19 protein-coding genes are annotated in these 18895 nt (G+C 68.1%); 10 read left to right on the top strand and 9 right to left on the bottom strand.

Annotation, left to right across the window (positions count from 1 at the left end; translation table 11 throughout):
- The first annotated feature begins 48 nt into the window (after positions 1-48).
- Positions 49-960: an N-acetyl-1-D-myo-inositol-2-amino-2-deoxy-alpha-D-glucopyranoside deacetylase gene (gene mshB / locus ACZ5BU_RS02345; RefSeq protein ID WP_465694895.1), complete on the top strand. Its 912-nt coding sequence runs from the start codon at positions 49-51 to the stop codon at positions 958-960.
- Here mshB and ACZ5BU_RS02340 read toward each other — a convergent pair.
- Positions 899-1843, bottom strand: a complete 945-nt coding sequence (locus ACZ5BU_RS02340; protein WP_465694893.1) for a DMT family transporter — start codon at positions 1841-1843, stop codon at positions 899-901. The two genes, mshB and ACZ5BU_RS02340, sit on opposite strands and share 62 nt — an antisense overlap.
- A gap of 92 nt (positions 1844-1935) precedes the next feature.
- On the opposite strand from ACZ5BU_RS02340, the gene ACZ5BU_RS02335 reads away from it, so the two are divergent.
- Entirely contained in the window at positions 1936-2454 is a 519-nt protein-coding gene (locus ACZ5BU_RS02335; protein WP_465694892.1) for a flavin reductase family protein, read from the top strand.
- A gap of 99 nt (positions 2455-2553) precedes the next feature.
- Positions 2554-4305: a VanW family protein gene (locus ACZ5BU_RS02330; RefSeq protein ID WP_465694891.1), complete on the top strand. Its 1752-nt coding sequence runs from the start codon at positions 2554-2556 to the stop codon at positions 4303-4305.
- Here the strand turns inward: ACZ5BU_RS02330 and ACZ5BU_RS02325 are convergent.
- Positions 4302-4733: a type II toxin-antitoxin system PemK/MazF family toxin gene (locus ACZ5BU_RS02325; protein ID WP_465694889.1), complete on the bottom strand. Its 432-nt coding sequence runs from the start codon at positions 4731-4733 to the stop codon at positions 4302-4304. The two genes, ACZ5BU_RS02330 and ACZ5BU_RS02325, sit on opposite strands and share 4 nt — an antisense overlap.
- 32 nt (positions 4734-4765) lie before the next feature.
- Positions 4766-5692 (bottom strand): GNAT family N-acetyltransferase, encoded by a 927-nt coding sequence (locus ACZ5BU_RS02320; RefSeq protein ID WP_465694887.1) that lies wholly within the window; start codon positions 5690-5692, stop codon positions 4766-4768.
- A 117-nt stretch (positions 5693-5809) separates the two neighbouring features.
- On the opposite strand from ACZ5BU_RS02320, the gene fdxA reads away from it, so the two are divergent.
- Positions 5810-6136: a ferredoxin gene (gene fdxA, locus ACZ5BU_RS02315; RefSeq protein WP_012923087.1), complete on the top strand. Its 327-nt coding sequence runs from the start codon at positions 5810-5812 to the stop codon at positions 6134-6136.
- A gap of 52 nt (positions 6137-6188) precedes the next feature.
- Here the strand turns inward: fdxA and ACZ5BU_RS02310 are convergent, their stop codons facing one another.
- From ACZ5BU_RS02310 to dapD, 3 genes are all read right to left on the bottom strand, one after another.
- The gene (locus tag ACZ5BU_RS02310; RefSeq protein WP_465694885.1) at positions 6189-6704 is read right to left on the bottom strand and encodes a hypothetical protein; all 516 of its coding nucleotides are present in this window, start codon (positions 6702-6704) and stop codon (positions 6189-6191) included.
- A gap of 43 nt (positions 6705-6747) precedes the next feature.
- Positions 6748-7725 carry a VldE C-terminal domain-containing protein gene (locus ACZ5BU_RS02305; protein WP_465694884.1) on the bottom strand — a complete coding sequence of 326 codons (978 nt, stop codon included), beginning with the start codon at positions 7723-7725 and terminating at the stop codon, positions 6748-6750.
- Positions 7726-7813: 88 nt separating this feature from the next.
- Positions 7814-8743 (bottom strand): 2,3,4,5-tetrahydropyridine-2,6-dicarboxylate N-succinyltransferase, encoded by a 930-nt coding sequence (dapD, locus tag ACZ5BU_RS02300; RefSeq protein ID WP_465694883.1) that lies wholly within the window; start codon positions 8741-8743, stop codon positions 7814-7816.
- A 53-nt stretch (positions 8744-8796) separates the two neighbouring features.
- On the opposite strand from dapD, the gene ACZ5BU_RS02295 reads away from it, so the two are divergent.
- Positions 8797-9645, top strand: a complete 849-nt coding sequence (locus ACZ5BU_RS02295) for a phosphotransferase family protein (protein WP_465694881.1) — start codon at positions 8797-8799, stop codon at positions 9643-9645.
- On the top strand, positions 9642-10535 hold the full coding sequence (locus ACZ5BU_RS02290) for a Rossmann-fold NAD(P)-binding domain-containing protein (protein ID WP_465694880.1): 894 nt from the start codon (positions 9642-9644) through the stop codon (positions 10533-10535). The genes ACZ5BU_RS02295 and ACZ5BU_RS02290 overlap by 4 nt, the downstream gene beginning before the upstream one ends.
- Positions 10536-10848: 313 nt before the next feature.
- On the opposite strand, the gene ACZ5BU_RS02285 is transcribed toward ACZ5BU_RS02290, so the two are convergent.
- From ACZ5BU_RS02285 to ACZ5BU_RS02275, 3 genes are all read right to left on the bottom strand, one after another.
- A complete protein-coding gene (locus ACZ5BU_RS02285; RefSeq protein ID WP_465694879.1) occupies positions 10849-11850 on the bottom strand; it encodes a LacI family DNA-binding transcriptional regulator in 1002 nt (333 codons plus the stop codon).
- 69 nt (positions 11851-11919) lie between these two features.
- Positions 11920-12852, bottom strand: a complete 933-nt coding sequence (locus ACZ5BU_RS02280) for a ribokinase (RefSeq protein ID WP_465694878.1) — start codon at positions 12850-12852, stop codon at positions 11920-11922.
- On the bottom strand, positions 12849-13511 hold the full coding sequence (locus ACZ5BU_RS02275) for a KpsF/GutQ family sugar-phosphate isomerase (protein WP_465694876.1): 663 nt from the start codon (positions 13509-13511) through the stop codon (positions 12849-12851). Before ACZ5BU_RS02275 ends, ACZ5BU_RS02280 begins: the two co-directional genes overlap by 4 nt.
- A 200-nt stretch (positions 13512-13711) precedes the next feature.
- Here ACZ5BU_RS02275 and ACZ5BU_RS02270 point away from each other — a divergent pair, with 200 nt between their 5' ends.
- The 4 genes from ACZ5BU_RS02270 to ACZ5BU_RS02255 all read left to right on the top strand — a co-directional run bounded on the left by ACZ5BU_RS02270 (position 13712) and on the right by ACZ5BU_RS02255 (position 18859).
- Entirely contained in the window at positions 13712-15073 is a 1362-nt protein-coding gene (locus ACZ5BU_RS02270; protein WP_465694875.1) for an ABC transporter substrate-binding protein, read from the top strand.
- Positions 15074-15138: 65 nt separating this feature from the next.
- Positions 15139-16026, top strand: coding sequence for a carbohydrate ABC transporter permease (locus ACZ5BU_RS02265; RefSeq protein WP_465694874.1), 888 nt, complete (start codon positions 15139-15141; stop codon positions 16024-16026).
- A complete protein-coding gene (locus ACZ5BU_RS02260; RefSeq protein ID WP_465694872.1) occupies positions 16016-16813 on the top strand; it encodes a carbohydrate ABC transporter permease in 798 nt (265 codons plus the stop codon). The genes ACZ5BU_RS02265 and ACZ5BU_RS02260 overlap by 11 nt, the downstream gene beginning before the upstream one ends.
- A gap of 12 nt (positions 16814-16825) precedes the next feature.
- Positions 16826-18859: a DUF4185 domain-containing protein gene (locus ACZ5BU_RS02255; RefSeq protein ID WP_465694871.1), complete on the top strand. Its 2034-nt coding sequence runs from the start codon at positions 16826-16828 to the stop codon at positions 18857-18859.
- Positions 18860-18895: the final 36 nt, after the last annotated feature.

Below are 18895 nucleotides of genomic sequence, written 5' to 3'. Positions count from 1 at the left end.
CCGGAAACGGGCGCGAAAACTGTCCGGGGGCCGACGTAGGCTTTCGGCATGGTTGAGCTTGCTGAGCGCCGGCTGCTGCTGGTGCACGCCCACCCCGACGACGAAACCATCAACAACGGTGTGACGATGGCGCGGTATGTCGCCGAGGGAGCGCACGTCACCCTGATCACCTGCACCCTCGGCGAGGAGGGCGAGGTCCTCGTCCCCGAGCTCGCGCACCTGGCCGCCGACCAGACCGACGGCCTCGGCCGGCACCGGATCGGTGAGCTGGCGAACGCGATGGCAGAGCTCGGCGTCACCGACCACCGGTTCCTCGGTGAGGCCGGGAAGTACCGCGACACCGGCATGATCTACAACGACGAGGGCAACGCGGACGTCCCGCCGGAGACCCGCAAGGACAGCTTCTGGCAGGCCGACCTGCTCGACGCGGCGAACGACCTGGTCCCGGTCATCCGCGAGCTCCGCCCGCAGGTCCTGGTCACGTACGACCAGTTCGGCAACTACGGCCACCCGGACCACATCAAGGCGCACCGGGTCGCGACGTACGCAGCCGACCTGGCTGCCGCCCGGTCGTACCGGGAGGATCTCGGCCCGGCCTGGGAGATCCCGAAGATCTACTGGACGGCGATGGCCGAGTCGCGGATGCGCGAGCAGTTGCGGGCACTCCGCGAGTCCGGCGACACCACGACGTTCGAGGGGATGGACCCGGACGGCCCGCTGCCGTCGATGATCACCCCGGACCGGCTGATCGACTGCGTGATCGACGGCGAGGAGTTCCTCGACCGGAAGATGAACGCGATGAAGGCGCACGCCACCCAGATCACCGTCGACGGCCCGTTCTTCGCGCTGTCCAACAACAACGGCAACCAGATCTGGGCCTCCGAGCCGTACCGCCTGGTCAAGGGCACCGCGGCGCCTGACGAGGACGGTCTGGAACACGACCTCTTCGCCGGACTCTGAGCCGGTTGCCGGACAAGTAGGCACCGGCGACGATCAGCACACAGCCGGTCAGCTGGAGCCAGGTCGGCCGCTCGTGCAGCACCACTGTGCCGAGCACGAGCGCGCCGACGGGTGTCAGCATCAGGAGCGCCGCTCCGACGTGGCTCGGCAGCAGCGGTGAGTTCGTCGCCACCAGCAGCCAGCCGATCACCGTGCCGGCAACGGCTACGCCGACGAGCCACCCGATCACCCGCCAGCCAGGCGTGAGGTCGACTCCGCGCCAGAACCAGCCGGCGACCAGCGACACGACACCGGCCGATGCGATCACGACGAAGTAGTTCTGGATCGGCTGCCCGGTCGTGCCGTTGCGGCGGAGCAGGTAGAGGAAGACCGAGTAGCAGGCAGCGGCGAGAACGGCGTGGACCGTGCCTCGGACCGGGTCGGTGCCGGCAGTGCCGCCGTCGATCAGACCCGCCGTTAGCGCGACACCGGCGAGCATCATCGGTACCCAGGCGACGAATCGCCGGGGGACGGTCTCGCCGTCGATCGCCCAGGCGAGCAGCGGTACGCCGATCACCTGGACGTTCACGACCACGGTCGACAGTCCGGCGCCGACCTCCTCGATCGCGCGGGTCCACAGCAGCATGTCGCCCGCGAAGAAGACGCCGGCCACCAGTCCGATCAGTAGCTGGTCGCGGCCGAGTGGGCGACGGCGGTGTCGTTCGACGGCGGCGACGACGGCGAGCAGTGGAAGCGACAGGGCGCAGCGGTAGAAGCTGGCGGTTCCGGGCGTGGTGCCGGCGAGGTCGATCAGTACCGACGAGACCGAGACGAACAGCGCTCCGGCAGCGAGCCGGACCCCCGGCCCGGCCCGGTGCCCGGAGCGCTGCTGGTCACCAGACATCGCTCTCCCGGTACCCCAACGACCAGCGGTGAATCAGCTTGCGTGACCGTTCCCACACCTTGAGTTGGGGGTCGTAGGCATAACCTGCTGACGTGTCCTCGACCGAGCCCAGTGGGAGCGTGCCTGCAGCGGAGTTCCGGGCTGCGCTCGGGCGGTTCGCGTCCGGGATCACGATCATGAGCACGCTGCAGGACGGTGTCGCGCACGCGATGACCGCGAACGCGTTCACGTCGGTGTCGCTCGATCCGCCGCTGGTGCTGGTCTGCGTCGACAAGGGCGTCCGGATGCACGCCGCCGTACTGGACTGCGGGTTCTGGGCGATCTCGGTGCTCTCCGGGGACCAGCAGCCGATCGCGGAGCGGTTCGCCCGGTCCGGCCGGGACCTGTACACGCAGTTCGACGGCATCGGTACGACGCCCGGCCCGAAGACCGGCTGCCCGACCGTCGACGGGGCCTCGTCCTGGCTGGAGTGCCGCACCTGGGCGACGCACGACGGGGGCGACCACACCATCGTGGTGGGTGAGGTGCTCAGCCTCGGAAGCGGCCCGGCGGCCGATCCCGGAGCGTTGCTGTACTACTCCGGTAACTATCGGGAACTGCCCGGAAACTGACCGTTGTCGCGGCTGCCCCGACGGGCGGTGAGGCCTTACACGTCCCGTAGGATGTCCGCTTGTGCCCTGACCAAGGCTCGAGCAGGAGGACTCTGTCCGGTGGGGAGAAAGCAGCTCGCGGGGATCATCGCCGCCGCGGGGCTCGGTGTGATCGTCGTCGGGTACGGCGCGGCGTTCGCGTTCGCGGGCTCCAAGATCCCGTCGGACACGACGGTGCTCGGGATCGGTATCGGTGGGCTCTCCCAGGACGCCGCGCAGGCCAAGCTGACGGAGGGTCTGAAGGACCGGGTGGCCGCGCCGATCGCGCTGACCGCCGGCGGGTCCAAGTTCCAGGTGGTACCGGCCGACGCCGGGCTGTCCGTCGACGTCGCGAAGACCGTCGAGACGGCCGGCGCGGGCCGCAGCCTGTCCCCGGCCCGGATCTGGCACGCACTCACCGGCGGTGGCGCGGTCGACCCGGTGGTGACCAAGGACGACGCGAAGCTGAAGGCCGCCGTCGACAACCTGGCCGCCCAGGTGAACCGCAAGGCCACCGAGGGCACGATCACCTTCACCGGGACCAAGCCGGTCACGCACGAGCCCGCGGAAGGCCTCGAACTCGACACCGCGAAGGCGGCCGGCACGGTCGTCGCCGCGTACCCCTCGGACGGCAAGGCCGCGGAGCTGCCCGTCAGTACGACCAAGCCGCAGGCCGCCTCCGACGCGATCGACAAGGCGGTCACCGAGTTCGCCGAGCCGGCGATGTCCGGTCCGGTCCGGTTGAGCGTCGGGTCCAAGTCGGTCGACCTGGAGCCGGCCGAGCTGGCTCCGGCGCTGTCGGCCACGGTCCAGGAGGGCCGGGTGATCCCGGCGCTGGACACCAAGAAGCTGGAGCCGCTGTTCCAGGCGCGATTCAAGACCCTGGAGACGCTGCCGAAGGATGCCACCGTGCAGATCGTCGGCGCCGGCCCGAAGGTGGTCCCGGCGGTCGACGGGGTGGTCGTCGACCGTGCCAAGATCGGTCCGGCCATCCTCGCGGTGCTGCCGAAGCCGCAGGGCGAGCGGCGGGCCGTCGTACCGCTGACGCCGACCAGGGCGACGTTCACCACGGAGCAGGCGGCCGCCCTCGGGATCAAGGAGAAGATGGGCGAGTTCCAGACCGAGTTCCCGGACGCGGCCTATCGCAACATCAACATCGGCACGGCGGCGCGCAAGATCAACGGCACCCTGCTCAAGCCGAACGACATCTTCAGCCTGAACAAGATCGTCGGTGAGCGGACCAAGGAGAACGGGTTCACCGAGGGCTACATCATCAGCGGCGGGAAGTTCGAGAAGGACCTCGGCGGTGGTGTCTCGCAGTCGGCGACCACGACGTTCAACGCGGCCTTCTTCGCCGGGGTGAAGATCCTCGAGCACAAGGCGCACAGCGTCTACATCAGCCGCTACCCGGTCGGCCGCGAGGCGACCGTGGCGTGGGGCTCGGTGGACCTGAAGTTCCTGAACGACTCGGGCCACGGCATCCTGGTGCAGACGATCTTCACGCCGTCGACGCCGGGCTCCAAGGGCGCCATCCGGGTGATCCTCTGGGGTACGAAGTTCTGGGACGTGACCGCGGGGCAGTCCACCAAGACGAACATCCGGCAGCCGAAGGTCGTCTACAACACCGCCGCCAAGTGCGAGCCGCAGGCGCCGACGCCGGGCTTCGACATCACGATCTACCGGTACATGGCGCGCAACGGCGTCCGGCTGAAGACCGAGCAGTTCACGACCAAGTACAACGCGGCCGACGACATCCGCTGCGGCCCGAAGCCAGGCACGACCGTGACACCGCCGCCCGGCACCACGACACCACCGGGCCGCAAGCCCAACTAGTGCAGCTTGTGTAGCTCCGCCGCGACCTGGTCGAAGAGGGGTTCCTCGATGACCGCGCCCTCGCGGCGGACTTGCCGTGGGTCGATCCGCAGCACCCGGTCCAGGCGGACCTCGCTGCGGCGGTGTTCCTTGTCCCACGGGCCGCGGCCGATGTCCATCCAGACCCGGCCCCAGCGCGCCTCGTCGGCGGCGTCGCGGTCGTGGTCCTTGCTGGTCAGGATCAGCGCGAGCAGGTACGGCTCGTCCCAGCCCACCACCAGCACCGGCCGGTCCTTGCCGCGGGTGTGGTCCTCCTCGAACGGCACCCAGGTCCAGACGATCTCGCCCGGATCCGCCACCCCGTCGTCGGGATGCGGCGTGTACTGCACCCGCACGGTGCCCTCGAAGTCCCCCGCGTACTCCGGCCGCCCAACCACAGGATCCGCCATAGTCGGCGAGCCTAGCGGGTCGGAGCCGCGGCTCAGCGGTTGGTGAGGTACCGGTAGCGGTAGGCCTCGTGGTAGCCGAGGCGGGTGTAGGTCGCCATGGCGGAGGTGTTCTCCTGCAGGACTTCCAGATAGGTACGGCGGGCACCGTGCGGTCCTGCCCAGCGCGCGAGGCCTTGTACGACGGCCGTACCGAGCCCGCGCCGCCGGAACCCTTCGGCCACGCGGATCGAGTCCACGCCGAGCCAGTGCCCCGTCATCGACCCGCGCCCTACGGCAACCACGGCGTCGTCCAGCACGACCGACGCGAACACCGCCTTCGCCGCGCCTTCGAGCACCTTCGGAGCAACTTCCGGTACTGGGCCGTCGAAAGCAGCCGCGTACCACGCCTCGTTCGGGGCCTCGGTCAGCTGTACGTCGTACCCAGGTGCCGCATTCACGTGATCGAGGGTGGTGTGAAGGACGAGTACGTCGGATTGCCCCGGGCGGGCGTCCACCCACCCGAGGGCCCGAATCTCCTGGTCCTGGGGGCTGCCGACGCGTACCTGCGCCTGTGGACGAAGGCTGCGCTCCTGGTAGAACCGCTCGGTTTGCTGCAGGGCGTCGGCGACCGGGACGCCGGGGTCGCCGGCGGGGAGGAGGGAGTTGGCTCGGCCGGTCCAACCTGCCGATGCGCGGAGCAACCAGTGGCCGAGGTGCGACGTCTCCGCGGCGGGGCGGCCGAGGGCGGTGGTCAGGAACAGCTGGTCGACGTCGACCGGACGGAGCGGCATTTCGGGGATCTGCTTGGCCGCGGTCACGTCGGCGGACGGGATCTCGTACCGGGTGCTGTCCGCGTGCCGGACGGTGACGAGGTCCGGCGTACAGGCCTGCAGGACGCCGATCACGTCGGTCAGGCCGCCGGGAATCCGGTGCCGGACGACGACACGGTGGCCGATATCACGGACACCAAGGCCTGACACGATCCGGACTCCTGGCAAAGTGGTCGAGGTACTACCGTGATACTAGAGATACTTGCATCACCGCATCGCAGCACCCCGAACTCAGCGCTGCGCGTGCCTGCCATAGGAGGAGTAGCAGTGACCTACGTCATCGCGCAGCCGTGTGTTGACCTGAAGGACCTCGCGTGTGTCGAGGAGTGCCCTGTCGACTGCATCTACGAGGGCAACCGGATGCTGTACATCCACCCCGACGAGTGCGTCGACTGCGGAGCCTGTGAGCCGGTCTGCCCGGTGGAGGCGATCTACTACGAGGACGACACCCCGGAGCAGTGGAAGGACTACTACACCGCGAACGTCGACTTCTTCAACGACCTCGGCTCGCCGGGAGGTGCGTCCAAGCTCGGCAAGATCGACAAGGACCACCCGTTCATCGCCGCCCTGCCCCCGCAGGAACACGACGAATAAGTAACCGACTGCAGCACGAAGCGGGGTGTCCGAGCAGACGCCCCGCTTTGTCTTAGCCCTGCTCGATCTTGTAGTTGATCGACCCGGTCGCCTCGGCCTTCGCGAGGGCCTTCTCGTTGGCGAGCTTGAAGCCGATACCGGCGAGCAGCGAGCCCGGGAGTGCCCAGGCCGCGATCGTGACGAGTGTCCTCACCAGCACCGGCCCGCCCGACCCGCTGTCCGTCCACAGGCCGGTCGCGGAATGCAGCCCGGTGTCGAGGCCGACGCCGAGCAACAGATACCCGGCGATGATCAGCAGCCGCCCGAACCGGTCCCGCGCGCCGCGTCGCCGCGCCCCACGCCAGAAGTACCGCCCGATGGTGAACACGATGATGCCCCAGAACACCGTCGCCAGCGCGTCGGAGATCCGTACCGGCGGCCCGTCACCGTGCAGCGGGTCGAACGCCTGCAGGACCCCGGCTGCCGCGACGAGGCCGTAGATGGTCAGGCCGATGCCTGCCACGATCAACACCACACCGGCCAGGTTGAACAGTACGTTCGGCCGGTGCCTTACCCCCAGATCCGTCATGTACCCAGAGTGAGCCCAAGACTCCAAGCGGTCTACAGTGCTACTACTGCTCCTGGACGTCCACGTGGACGTGGTCGAGGTGGCGGAGGATCTTCGGGTCGCCCGAGCGCTCCGGCGGGGTGTACGGCCGCCAGCCGTCGTCGGACTGGTTGCCGGCGGTCCAGATCTTGTCGCTGAAGATCACCGTCTTGATGTTCAGCAGCTTCGCCCGGGCGACCAGGTACTGCGCCATCGCCCAGCCCTTGGTGGTGTTCGACGCCGAGATCGGCCGGACGAACACGTCGATCGCCCGCCCTTCGTAGTGCGCGGACCCCTCCATGTGCCCGGTCCGCACGCCGCCGGGTTGGTACCCGCCGGTCGAGAGCTTCCCGAACGTCCGGAGCAGGTCCTTCCGGACGGCGTCCGCGCGTGGGGTGAGCCCGTTGCTGCCCATCGGCTCCTGCGCGACGTCCTCGCTGTTCACGGTGCAGCTGAACACGCTCTTCGACTGTCCGGTGAACGCTGACGCCAGGACCCGCGCGTCGGCCTCGTGGTCTGCGTACGCGTTCGGGAACGCGCTGCGCTGCACCTTGTCCGCGGCGACGGTGATCGCGAGCTTCTGGTAGTTCTTGATCTTCACGAGGGCGTCGTAGAACTTGCCGGTCGCGTAGTACGGGTCCTGGACCTGTTTCGCCGTACCCCAGCCCTGTGACGGCCGCTGCTGGAACAGCCCGAGCGAGTCGCGATCGCCGTGCGCGAGGTTGCGCAGGTTCGATTCCTGGTACGCCGTGGCGAGCGCGATCGTCGCTGCCCGCGCCGGGAGCCCACGGCGTACCGCGATGCCGGCAATGATCGCCGCGGACTCGGCCTGCTCGAAGTCCAGCACGACCGTCTGCTCGTTCACCGTCGCGGTGCACTGCTCCGGCGGCGGCAGGAGGTTGCCGATGTGCTTACCACCCAGCCACGCGATCCCGGTCCCGATCGCGAGGCTGAGCACGCCGATACCGCCCAGGACCACGACGGCACCACGCTTGATCGGCATACCGCTCCCAACGGACAAGGGCGGGTGACAGGTTCCTGTACGACGTGGGCAGCCCCACGTTGGTTGGCGAAGTCATACTTTCGGATGGTCAGGCGTTGGCGTGCAACGCCTCGTTCAGCGTGATCCCCTCACCCTTGCGCGGGCGGGCCTCGACCGCTCCGGTGACCGAGTTGCGGAGGAACAGCAGGCCCGGCTGCCCGGACAGGTCGCGGGCCTTGACCACGCTGCCGTCCGGCAGGGTGACCTTCGTGCCGGCGGTGACGTACAGCCCCGCCTCGACCACGCAGTCGTCGCCGAGCGAGATGCCGGTACCGCCGTTCGCACCGAGCAGGCAGCGCTTGCCGATCGAGATGACCTGCTTGCCGCCACCGGACAGCGTGCCCATGATCGACGCGCCCGCGCCGATGTCGCTGCCGTCGTCGACCACCACACCGGCGACGATCCGCCCCTCGACCATCGACGTACCGAGGGTGCCGGCGTTGAAGTTCACGAACCCCTCGTGCATGACCGTGGTCCCCGACGCCAGGTGTGCGCCGAGGCGGACCCGGTCCGCGTCGCCGATCCGGACGCCGGACGGTACGACGTAGTCCGTCATCCGCGGGAACTTGTCGACGCTGGTCACGCTGAGGTGCTGCCCGGCGGCGCGGGTCCGCAGCCGGACGTTCTCGATCTCGTCGACCGGGACCGGGCCGAGCGACGTCCACGCGTTGTTCGGGAGCGCGCCGAAGATGCCGTCCAGGTTCACGCCGTGCGGACGGACCAGGCGGTGGCTCAGCAGGTGCAGCCGCAGGTACGCGTCCGCCGTACCGCTCGGGGCCGCGTCCAGCGCGATCTCGGTCGCGACGACCGTACGCCGTACCTGCCGGAGGTCGTCGTTGCCTTCGGCGGCGACCAGTTCGGCCGGGGCCTTGGCGTCGTCCGGCCGGGACCCGAGCGCGGGCGCCGGATACCAGACGTCGAGGACGTCACCTGCGGTCGTAACGGTGGCGAGGCCGAAGCCCCAGGCGTTGTCGGTCATGTACACACCCTAATTCGGCGACGCGCTCGCGCTCATCGTGGTCTACTTTTCGGATGCTTCCCGCCTGGCTTGGTGTCGTGTCGGATCCGGTTCTCGAGGTCACCACGGCGCCTGGCGTGGGCGATCTGCACGGCGAGTTGCTGCGGCAGTGGGGGTCGTCGGAGGTATGGCGGTTGTCATTCGGGCTGAACAGCGTGATCGTCAAACGAGGCACCGACGGGCAGGCCGACGAGGCGGCGGTGTACGAGCGGCTCGTCGTACCGCTCGGGCTGCCGGGGCCCGCGTTGCTGCACCAGCAGCGCGACGGGGACGCCGGATTGCTCGTACTGGCGGACGTCGGCCGGGTGACCCTGGAGCAGGAGCCTACGGCGGAGGGGTTCGCGGCGAGCGCTGAGCTGCTCGCGACGATCCGGGGACGGTCGGTGGACGGTCCGAGCGAATTTCCGCCGGAGCGGGTCAAGGAGCTGGCCGATCGGATCGGGCGGATCGACTTCGATCTCGCTCCGTTCACCGAGGCGCTGGCCGGACTGCACCGGGACGTGCCGACGGGCGTTGTACACGGCGACTTCGTACCCAAGAACCTGGTCACCGACGGGACGCGCTGGACGGCGATCGACTGGCCTGGCGCGTATCTGGCACCCCATCTGAGCGACCTCTACACTCTCGTCCGCGACGCCGTTGCCCTCGGCCACGACCGCGAGCAGATCGTTGCCCACTTCATCGATGCCGCCGGCACTGATTCCGCGGTGGTGGAGCGGCAGATGCTGGTCGGTGGCGGATGCTTCTACCTGGTGGCGTTGAGGTTCATCGTCGAGGAAGGTCTGCGGACGATCCCGGAGTCCGTGGACTGGATCGACGGTCTGCTGACAGAGCTCGAGGACGTCGTCGGAGCGTTGTCGTGAAGCTGCTGGTCCTCGGCGGCACCAAGAACCTCGGGCGGCATGTGGTCGAGGCTGCACTTGCCGCCGGCCACGAAGTCACTCTGTTCAACCGCGGACTGACGAATCCATCGCTGTTCCCGTCTGTACGACGGATCGTAGGTGATCGTTCTGCGCCTCAGCTGCTGGGGACGGGGGACTGGGACGGCGTGATCGACATGTCGGGCTTCCTGGTCCGCGACGTGGCGTTGAGTGCCGCCGTATTGCGGGATCGTTGCGGTCACTACACGTTCATGTCGTCGATCGCGGTCTATGCGCGCAAGACGATGCCCGGGATGACCGAGTCCGCGGACTTGCTGCCGTGGCCGGATGGTGCGCCCGAGGACGAGTTCACGATGGATCTTTACGGCCCGTCCAAGGTCCGATGCGAATCGTTGCTCACGGCCACCTTCGGCGCCCGCACCGCCGCCGTACGCTCCGGCTTCGTCATCGGCCCGTACAACCCCGACTTCGGCAACTGGGGCTGGGCGCTCGCCCACGACGTACCGATGGAATGCGCCGCCCGCCGCGACCAACCCGTCCAGTACATAGACGCCCGCGACCTCGCCGCCTTCCTCCTCCACCTCACCGCGAACGGTATCCCCGGCCCGTACAACGCAGTGGGCCCCATCCACCTCCTCTCCGACCTCGCCGACACCTGGCGTTCCGTCGTACCCAACCCACCGCCGATGGACTGGTCACCCGCCGTCGACCGCTTCCACCTCCCCCACGACGGCTCCAACGACGGCACCTTCCACCTCTCCAACGCCCAAGCCGTAGCCAACGGCCTGACCCTCCGCCCACCCGAGCAAACCGCCCGCGACTACATCACCTGGATCCAAGCCGGCAACACCCCACCCGCCCCACCCCACTGATCGCCGTGTCCACCCCGGCATACGCACTCGGCTGCTCGCCCGGCTCATGGGTCCGCACCTGGTCCGTAGTCCAGGTCGGAGCTGATCATGCCCTTCACGATCCATGCTTTGGTCGAGGCCGGCGGCTGCCGGCTTGGCGGTGTGGCAACGGGTGCGTGCCGGTGTGGTCGACGTGGAAGCGGAAGCCGTGGGGGCTAGTCCATTCGATGGCGCCGCTGGGCAGCCGTCGGTTCCTCCATCCGCCGAAGGTTTTGGCGCGGTGGTGGAGTCGGCCCTGCGGTATGAGGTTGTTGGTGTTGGTTTGGCCGGGTGGTTACTTCTTCTTCGGGGCGGAGGTGGCGCGGATGTGGAGTTCGGTGCGGAGGGTGACTGTGGAGGGTGGGCGGCCGGGGGAGGTGGTTCGGTCCTTGAGGAGCATGCCGGCGGTGCGGCCCAGTTCGTACGTGGGCTGGGCGACGGTGGTGAGGCTGGGGACGACCAGGTCTGCCCACGGGATGTCGTCGAAGCCTACGATGGCGATGTCGTCGGGGGCGCGGAGGCCCTTGCGGGCAAGGCACTCCAGGGCGCCGACGGTCATCAGGTTGTTGGTGGCGAAGAGCGCCTCGGGTGGGTTCGGCAGCTCGAGCAGGCTTTCCATCGCGGCGTACCCACCCGCCTCGCGGAAGTCGGCGTGCCGTACGAGGTCCTTGTCGTAGCGGATCCCGCCCGCCCGCAGCGCCGACCGGTACCCGGCCAGCCGGTCCATCGCGGTGGAGACCTTCCGCGGCCCGGTGATACAGGCGATCCGCTGGTACCCGCCGTCGATCAGGTGTTTGACGCCCTCGAAGGCGCCATGCTCGTTGTCGACCAGTACGGTGTCCGCCTCGACCCCTTCGACCCGACGGTCGATCATGACGAGCGGGATCTTCGCGTCCGCGAGCAGTTGCACACCTTCCGCGGTAGACGTCGGCGAGATCACCACCCCGGCCATCTGGTCGGTCAGGACCGCCGACGCGTACGCCGCTTCCTTGGCCGGGTCCTCGTCCGAGTTGCACAGTACGACGTGGTACCCCTCAGTCTGTGCGACGTCTTCCAGGCCGCGCACCAGAGAAGTGAAGAACGGGTTCTCGATGTCGGAGATGACGACCGCCCAGAGGTTCGTCGACGACTTGCGCAGGTTCCGGGCGACGCCGTTCGGGCGGTACCCGAGCTCGGCGACCGCGGCGCGGACCTTCTCGGACAGCTCGGGATCCACGTTCCGCCGGCCGCTCAGTACGCGTGAGACCGTCGCCGGAGACACCCCCGACCTACGCGCGACGTCGTAGATCGTCGTCATACCCGCTCCCCGCTGGAGATCCGATGGTCGTCTGGATCGCACTCTAACTCCGATCCGAACCAAAGGATCTCACGACGCAGCCGACTCCAGGAGGGCGACGGCGGCCGCGCGGACGGGCGCGGAGTCGGCGGCGCCGTTGACGGTGGTGGAGAGGGCGCCGGCGGCGTTGGCGAGGCGTACGGCGTCGACGAGGCCGGCTCCGTCCGCGAGGGAGGCGGCGAGTGAGCCGCAGAAGGCATCGCCCGCGCCGACGGTGTCCACGGTGTCGACGGCGTACGGTGCGATCCGTTCCTCGAAGCCGCCGGCCCGGTCGAGGACGTACGCCCCGCGGGCGCCGAGGGTGACGACGCAGCCGCGCAGGTCCCAGTCCTCGGCGAGTTTGCGCGCGATCATCGGTACCTGAGACTCGTCGTCACAGTCCAGCCCGGTCAGCGCCGCGGCCTCGACCTCGTTCGGAACCAGGATGTCGACGTACGACGCCAGCGCCGGACCGACCGGTCCGACCGGTGCCGGCGTGAGGATCGTCGTGACGCCCGCGGTCGAGGCGAGCCGGAGGGCGGCGTGGCTCGCCTCGACCGGGAGTTCGAGCTGCACGCTGAGCACCTTGCAACCCGTCAGCACCTCACAAGCGGCCTCGACGTCCACCGTGGTGATCGCCGCATTGGCACGGGACACGATGATGATCGAGTTCCCGCCGTCGGGCAGTACGAGCGGCAGCCCGACCCCGGTACCGAGCGACGGGTGCCGTACAACCCAGGACGTGTCGACCCCGTTCGACGCCAGCAGTTCGAGGAACTCCTCGCCGTACCGGTCCGCGCCGATCGTGCCGACGATCGCGGTCCGCGCACCCATCCGCGCCGCCGCGATCGCCTGGTTCACGCCCTTCCCGCCGAGGAACTCCGCGAACCCGGTCCCGTGCAGCGTCTCGCCCGGTAGCGGCCGCCGCTCCGCCGACGCGACCAGATCCTTCATGAACGATCCGAGGACGCAGACATCCTTCATGCCTGGCCCTCCAGGAGACGCTTGCCCAGGGCACCGGATGGGTGGAACTGCGCGAAGTCGTGATGACTGAAAGATCGCAGTACGACGAGAGCGCAGGCGAGCGCATCGCCCATCGCCAGCGACGCCGTCGTCGACGCGGTCGGCGCCAGGTTCAACGGATCCGCCTCGCGCAGCACCATCGTGTCCAGCGTGTACGTCGCCAACCGCGCCAGCGTCGACTCCTCCCGCCCGGTCATCGCGATCACCGGGATCTCCCGGTCGCGTAACATCCGGGCGAACGCGCACACCTCGGCGGTCTCGCCGGACGCGGACAGCGCGAGTACGAGGTCGCGGGACGTGACCGCACCGGAGTCCCCGTGCAAGGCGTCGCTGGAGTGGATGAACGTGGCCGGCGTACCGGTACTGGCGAGCGTGGCGGCGATCTTCCGGCCGACCAGACCGGACTTGCCGAGACCGGTCACCACCAGGTGACCTTCGCACCGCGCGACCGCGACCAGTACCTCCAGGAAGACTCCGTCGAGCCGGTCGGCGAGGGCCGAGACGGCTGCTGCTTCGGTCTCGATGGCGTCGCGCGCCGCCTGTAACCCCCGTGCCACCAGGTCTCTGGACAGCTCGTCGGCCGTGCGGTGGGCGGACGCACGGTTCGGCACAACTGGCATCCCAGCGCCTCTCGTTCAGAAATCGATTTCCGCAGATTAGGCAGTGGAGTGAGCTGGTGTCAACGTCTACCGCCACCCAGAAACCCTGTGTGTAGACGGGAATCGGCGGACTTGATCAAGTCGTCACGCGGTCCGCCCTTGACCGGCCGAGCGCTCGCTCGTACATTGCGAGAAATCGATTGCCCTTCGAGGAGCACCTGATGGCCGTAACACCTTCCCCTGCCCGGTTCAGCCGCCGCACCGTCCTCCGCGGCGGGCTCGGGGCCCTCGCCGCCGCCACGGCCGGCGTACCGCTGCTGTCCGCCTGTGGCGGCGGCAACTCCTCCGGCGGCAGCGCCAAGGAGCTGTCGTTCTGGAACTTCTACGGCCCGTCCGACGACCGGGGTCCGCAGAGCAAGTGGTTCGTCGACACGGTCGCGGAGTGGAACAAGAACAACGACGTCCAGGTCAAGCTGCGCTACGTCCCGAACAAGGACTACATGAACGGGTCGACACTGCAGACCGCGTTCCAGTCCGGCCAGGGCCCGGACATCTTCCTGATCAGCCCCGGCGACTTCCTCCGTTACTACAACGGCGGCGTACTGCAGGACCTCGGCTCCGCGTTGTCCGACGAGTCCAAGAAGGACTATCTGCCCGGCCTGCTCGAGGCGCGCAGCGTCGACGGCAAGGTGTACGGCCTGCCGATGGAGATCGAGCCGCTCGCGCTGTACTACAGCGAGGCCGCGTTCGAGAAGGCCGGCCTGTCCGAGGCTGACCTGCCCAAGACCTGGGACCAGACGATCGCCGTCGCGCAGAAGCTGACCAGCAAGGACCGGTACGGCGTGATGTTCGAAACCGCACCCGGCTACTACCAGAACTTCACCTGGTACCCGTTCCTCTGGCAGGGCGACGGCGCCGCGATCAAGGACGGCAAGGCCGTCTTCGACTCCCCGGCCGCCGTCCAGGCGCTGAAGTTCTGGGGCGACACCATCAAGACCAAGGTCGCTCCGCGCAAGGCGCTCGGTGGTGGCGGCGGTGACGTGCTGTCGAACCTCGGCTCCGGCGCGGCCGCGATGCAGCAGAGCGGGATCTGGGCCGTCTCCGACATGCGGACGAAGGCGAAGACCTTCAAGTACGGGATCATCCCGCTGCCGACCCCGGCCGGCGGGCAGCCCTCCACCGACCTCGGCGGCTGGGCGTTCGTCGCGAACTCCAAAGGCAAGAACCCGGAGGCGGCGGCCAAGTTCATCGCCTGGGCGCTCGGCTCCACCGACGCGGCCGGCGTCGAACGGCAGCGGCAGTGGAACACCGTGGTGAAGACCAACCTGCCGGCGCGCAAGTCGGTGCAGGAGGCCGCGGACGCCAAGGGTGCGTTCGCCGACGGCGTGCTGAAGAAGTTCGCCACCGAGATCGCGCCGACCGGCAAGCCCGAGCCGCGGTTCCCACCGGAGGTGTACCAGCCGATCGCGGACGCGATCCAGGCCTGCCAGCTGAACGGTGCCGATCCGGGCAAGGCTGCGGCCGACGCCGCGCAGAAGATCGACACGTTCCTGAAGACCTACCAGGGTGCGCCGATCAGCTGATGGTGACCACGACAGCCCCTCCGTCCAAGCCTGCTGTGAGAGCGCGAGCGAAGCCGAAGGCAGGCATGTCGAGGAAGCGGCGCGAGGCTCTGGCGGCGTACGCCTTCCTCGCGCCGGACACCATCGGCCTGCTGATCTTCGTCGCGATCCCGATGCTGCTCGCGTTCGGGGTGGCGTTCTTCAAGGTCGATGGGTTCGGCAACTACCGGTTCATCGGACTCGGCAACTACCGGCTGATGGCCGGCGACGACCAGCTCTGGGCCTCGCTCAAGGTGACGGCGACGTACGTGGTGTCGTTCGTGCCGATCGCGTTCGTGGTCAGCTTCGCGCTGGCGATGCTGGTCCGCAACCACTTCAAGGGCATCGGCTGGGTACGTTCCGCGTTCTTCCTGCCGAACGTCGTCAGCCTGGTGGTGGTCGGCCTGATCTGGCAGTTCCTGCTGGTCGACAAGCGCGGTGCGTTGTCCAGGCTGCTGGCGCCGTTCGGCCTGGGTGATGTGTCGTTCCTCGGTACGCCGTCGCTTGCCCTCGGCACCTATGTGGTGATCAGCGTCTGGTTCCTGATGGGGTACCAGATGCTGGTTTTCCTGGCCGGGTTGAAGGACGTACCGAAGGAGCTCGAGGATGCCGCCGCGATCGACGGTGCGGGCCCCTGGCAACGGTTCCGATACGTGATCTGGCCGCTGCTCCGGCCGACCAGCTTCTTCGTCGTGGTGAACTCGACGATCGGCGCGGTCACCGGCCTGCAGGCGTTCGACCTGGTCTACGTACTGACCAAGGGCGGCCCGGCCCGCGCGACCAGCACGGTCGTGCTCTACATCTACGAGCAGGCGTTCACCTTCAACAACATGGGGTACGCCGCTGCGCTGACGACTGTGGTGGTGGCGTTGCTGATCGTCTGTACCGGCCTGATGTTCGGCTTCACCCGAGGAGGCCGCTTCGATGAGGATTAGGTTCTTCCCGATCCTGGCCCACGTGCTCGCGATCGTCGCGGTCCTGCCGCTGCTGTGGATCCTGATCAGTGCGCTGAAGCCTGCCGAGGAGGTGTTCAACTTCGGCTGGCCGCAGCGCTGGACGCTGAGCAACCTGCAGTACGTCCTGCTGAAGATCCCGATGCCGCGGTTCATGCTGAACTCCGCGATCGTGTCGGTGACGGTCACCGTGGTCGCACTGTTCTTCCACTCGATGGCGGCGTACGCGCTGGCCCGGCTGCGGTTCCCGGGGCGCGGCATCATCTTCTCCGGGATCATGTCGACGCTGCTCGTGTCGCTGCCGGTGATCCTGGTTCCGCTGTTCCTGGTCGCGAAGCAGCTCGGTCTGCTGGACAGTTACGCGGGGCTGATCGTGCCGAGCATCTTCCACGCGTTCGGGATCTTCCTGCTCCGGCAGTACTACCTGAACATCCCGCGGGAGCTCGAGGAGGCGGCCGACCTCGACGGCTGTGGGTACTGGCGCCGGTACTGGAGCGTCATCCTCCCGCTCAGCCGGCCCGTCCTCGCGTCGCTGTCGGTGCTGTTCTTTCTCGCCAACTGGAACGCCTTCCTCTGGCCGCTGACCATCACCCGGAACCCGGACCTGCGCGTCATCCAGCTCGGCATCTCAGGCATGCAGGGGCAGTACGCCGCCGCCTGGAACCTCATTCTCGCGGCCGCGGTGATCGCGGCCATCCCGACGGTCGTGGTGTTCGTCGCCGGCCAGCGCCGCCTGGTCGACGCGATGAAGACAACCGGCCTCAAATGAAAGGGATAGCTCATGAAGCGTGGGGCCTTGCTTGCTGTCCTGCCGCTGGTCTTCGGAACGGCGACACTGCTCACCCAATCCTCGGCTAGTTTGCCGTCGGCAAGTACCACTCCGATCGGCACCGTCCAGGTCGAGTCGAAGGGAACGCCCAGCAAGAGCGACGGCGACCTCTGGCCGTCCTGCTGGGCGGGCAACGACAAGCTGTACGCCGCCAACGGTGACGGCAAGGGCTTCAGCGTCGACGGGGACTTCGCCGACGTCGCGGTCAGCGAGATCACCGGTACGCCGGGAAACTTGTCCGGGGCAACTGTTGCGCGCGGTGAACAGCTGGGGTCCATCTGGAGCGGCGGCGGGTACAACCGGAAGCCGACCGGGATGGTGTGCGTCGGGGACACGCTGTACCTCGCCGTCCAGGACCTGGCGTTGGACTTCAACGACGTACCGGCGGCAACGATCCTGAAGTCGACCGACCACGGCCGGACCTGGACATGGGACAAGTCGAAGCCGATGTTCTCGAACCACGTGTTCACGACGATCTGGTTCGCGGACTTCGGTCGCGGTGGGGCGTCGGCGCCGGACGGGTACGTCTACGCGTACGGGCTGGACGGGAACTGGCGGGACTCGTTCGACGACACGGTCGCGGATCCGCAGTCGGTGTACCTGGCGCGAGTGCCGCGTGACCAGGTGCAGGATCGCGCCGCCTGGAAGTTCTACACCGGGTCCGGGTGGTCGTCGAAGCTCGTGGACCGGAAGCCGGTGCTGACGGACGCGCGGCGGCTGTACGCGCAGACGTACGGGACGAACGCCTCGAACCTGAGCGTGATCAGCCAGGGCGGAGTCACGTACCTCCCGGCGCAGAAGCGATATGTCTACACGTCGTGGACGGAGTACACCTTCGAGTTCTACGAGTCGCCGACGCCGTGGGGTCCGTGGAAGCACTTCCTGTCCAAGGACTTCGGCGGGTATCCGTGGTCGACGTCGAAGTACGGCGGGTACGGCGTGACGATCCCGTCGAAGTTCGTCCAGCCGGACGGCCGGACGATGTACCTCCAGGCGAACGTCTGCCCGTGCGGCGGCGGTGGGATCGGTACGTCGGTGTACAACTTCAACCTGCGCAAGCTGGTGCTGACACCGTCTTCCGATGCGCCCGCGGTCGATCTGCCAGGTACGGACAACCTGGCTGCTCCCTCCACTGGGGCGGTCGCGATCTCGAAGTCGTCGCAGTCGGGCAGCCTGGCGCTGCTGAACGACGGGGCGCGGACGGGGAGCGAGTCGGACTTCGACGACGAGGTGAAGGGCGCGTCGTGGTGGGGGTACGAGTGGCCGGCGCGGCACAAGGTGAACAACGTCGAGTTCACGTCCGGCGCGGTGTCGGCCGAGGGTGGGTACTTCACAGGTCGTCCGCGGGTTCAGGTCAAGCGTGACGGTTCGTGGGTCGAGGTCGGGTCGCAGACCGTGTCGCCGGCGTACCCGGGTGATGCGTCGGCCGGAGCGAACACGACGTACACGATCACGTTCCCGACGCAGGAGACGGACGGCGTACGGGTGATCGGGCTGCCGGGTGGCACCCGTTCGTACACAACGGTCTCCGAGCTGGCGGTGCGGTTCGTGTCGCAGTTGGCCGACGGCGGCTTCGAAGGTACCGGCGGCGGCAAACCGGCGTGGCTCTTCGAAGGTAGCGCGGCCAACGGCGTCGACCGCGGCCTCGGCTTCGCCCACTCCGGCGCCAACAACGGCTGGATCCGCTGCACCTGCACAGGCTTCAGCGACCTCTACCAGAACGTCCCGGTCGTCCCCGGTACGACGTACACCTTCGGCTCCTGGATCAACGCCTCCGCCAACCTCCCCGCCGACCAAGGCCGCTTCGGAGTCCGCACCGGCACCACAGACCTGGCCACCACAACCTTCGGCGCCGGCACCGGCTACGTCCACCAGGAGGTCACGGTCAAAGTCCCGCCAAACGTCCACGAACTAACCGTCTACGCCGGCTTCAACGCCCCCAACAAAGACACCTGGATCCAACTGGACGACTTCACAGTGAGCTGACCGGCTGTTTGCGGAAAGAAGTTTGCGGATAGTGCG

This window comes from Kribbella sp. NPDC031520, from assembly GCF_055580825.1.
The sequence above is the reverse complement of the archived record's forward strand: the minus strand, read 5'-3'. Positions and strand labels throughout refer to the sequence as shown.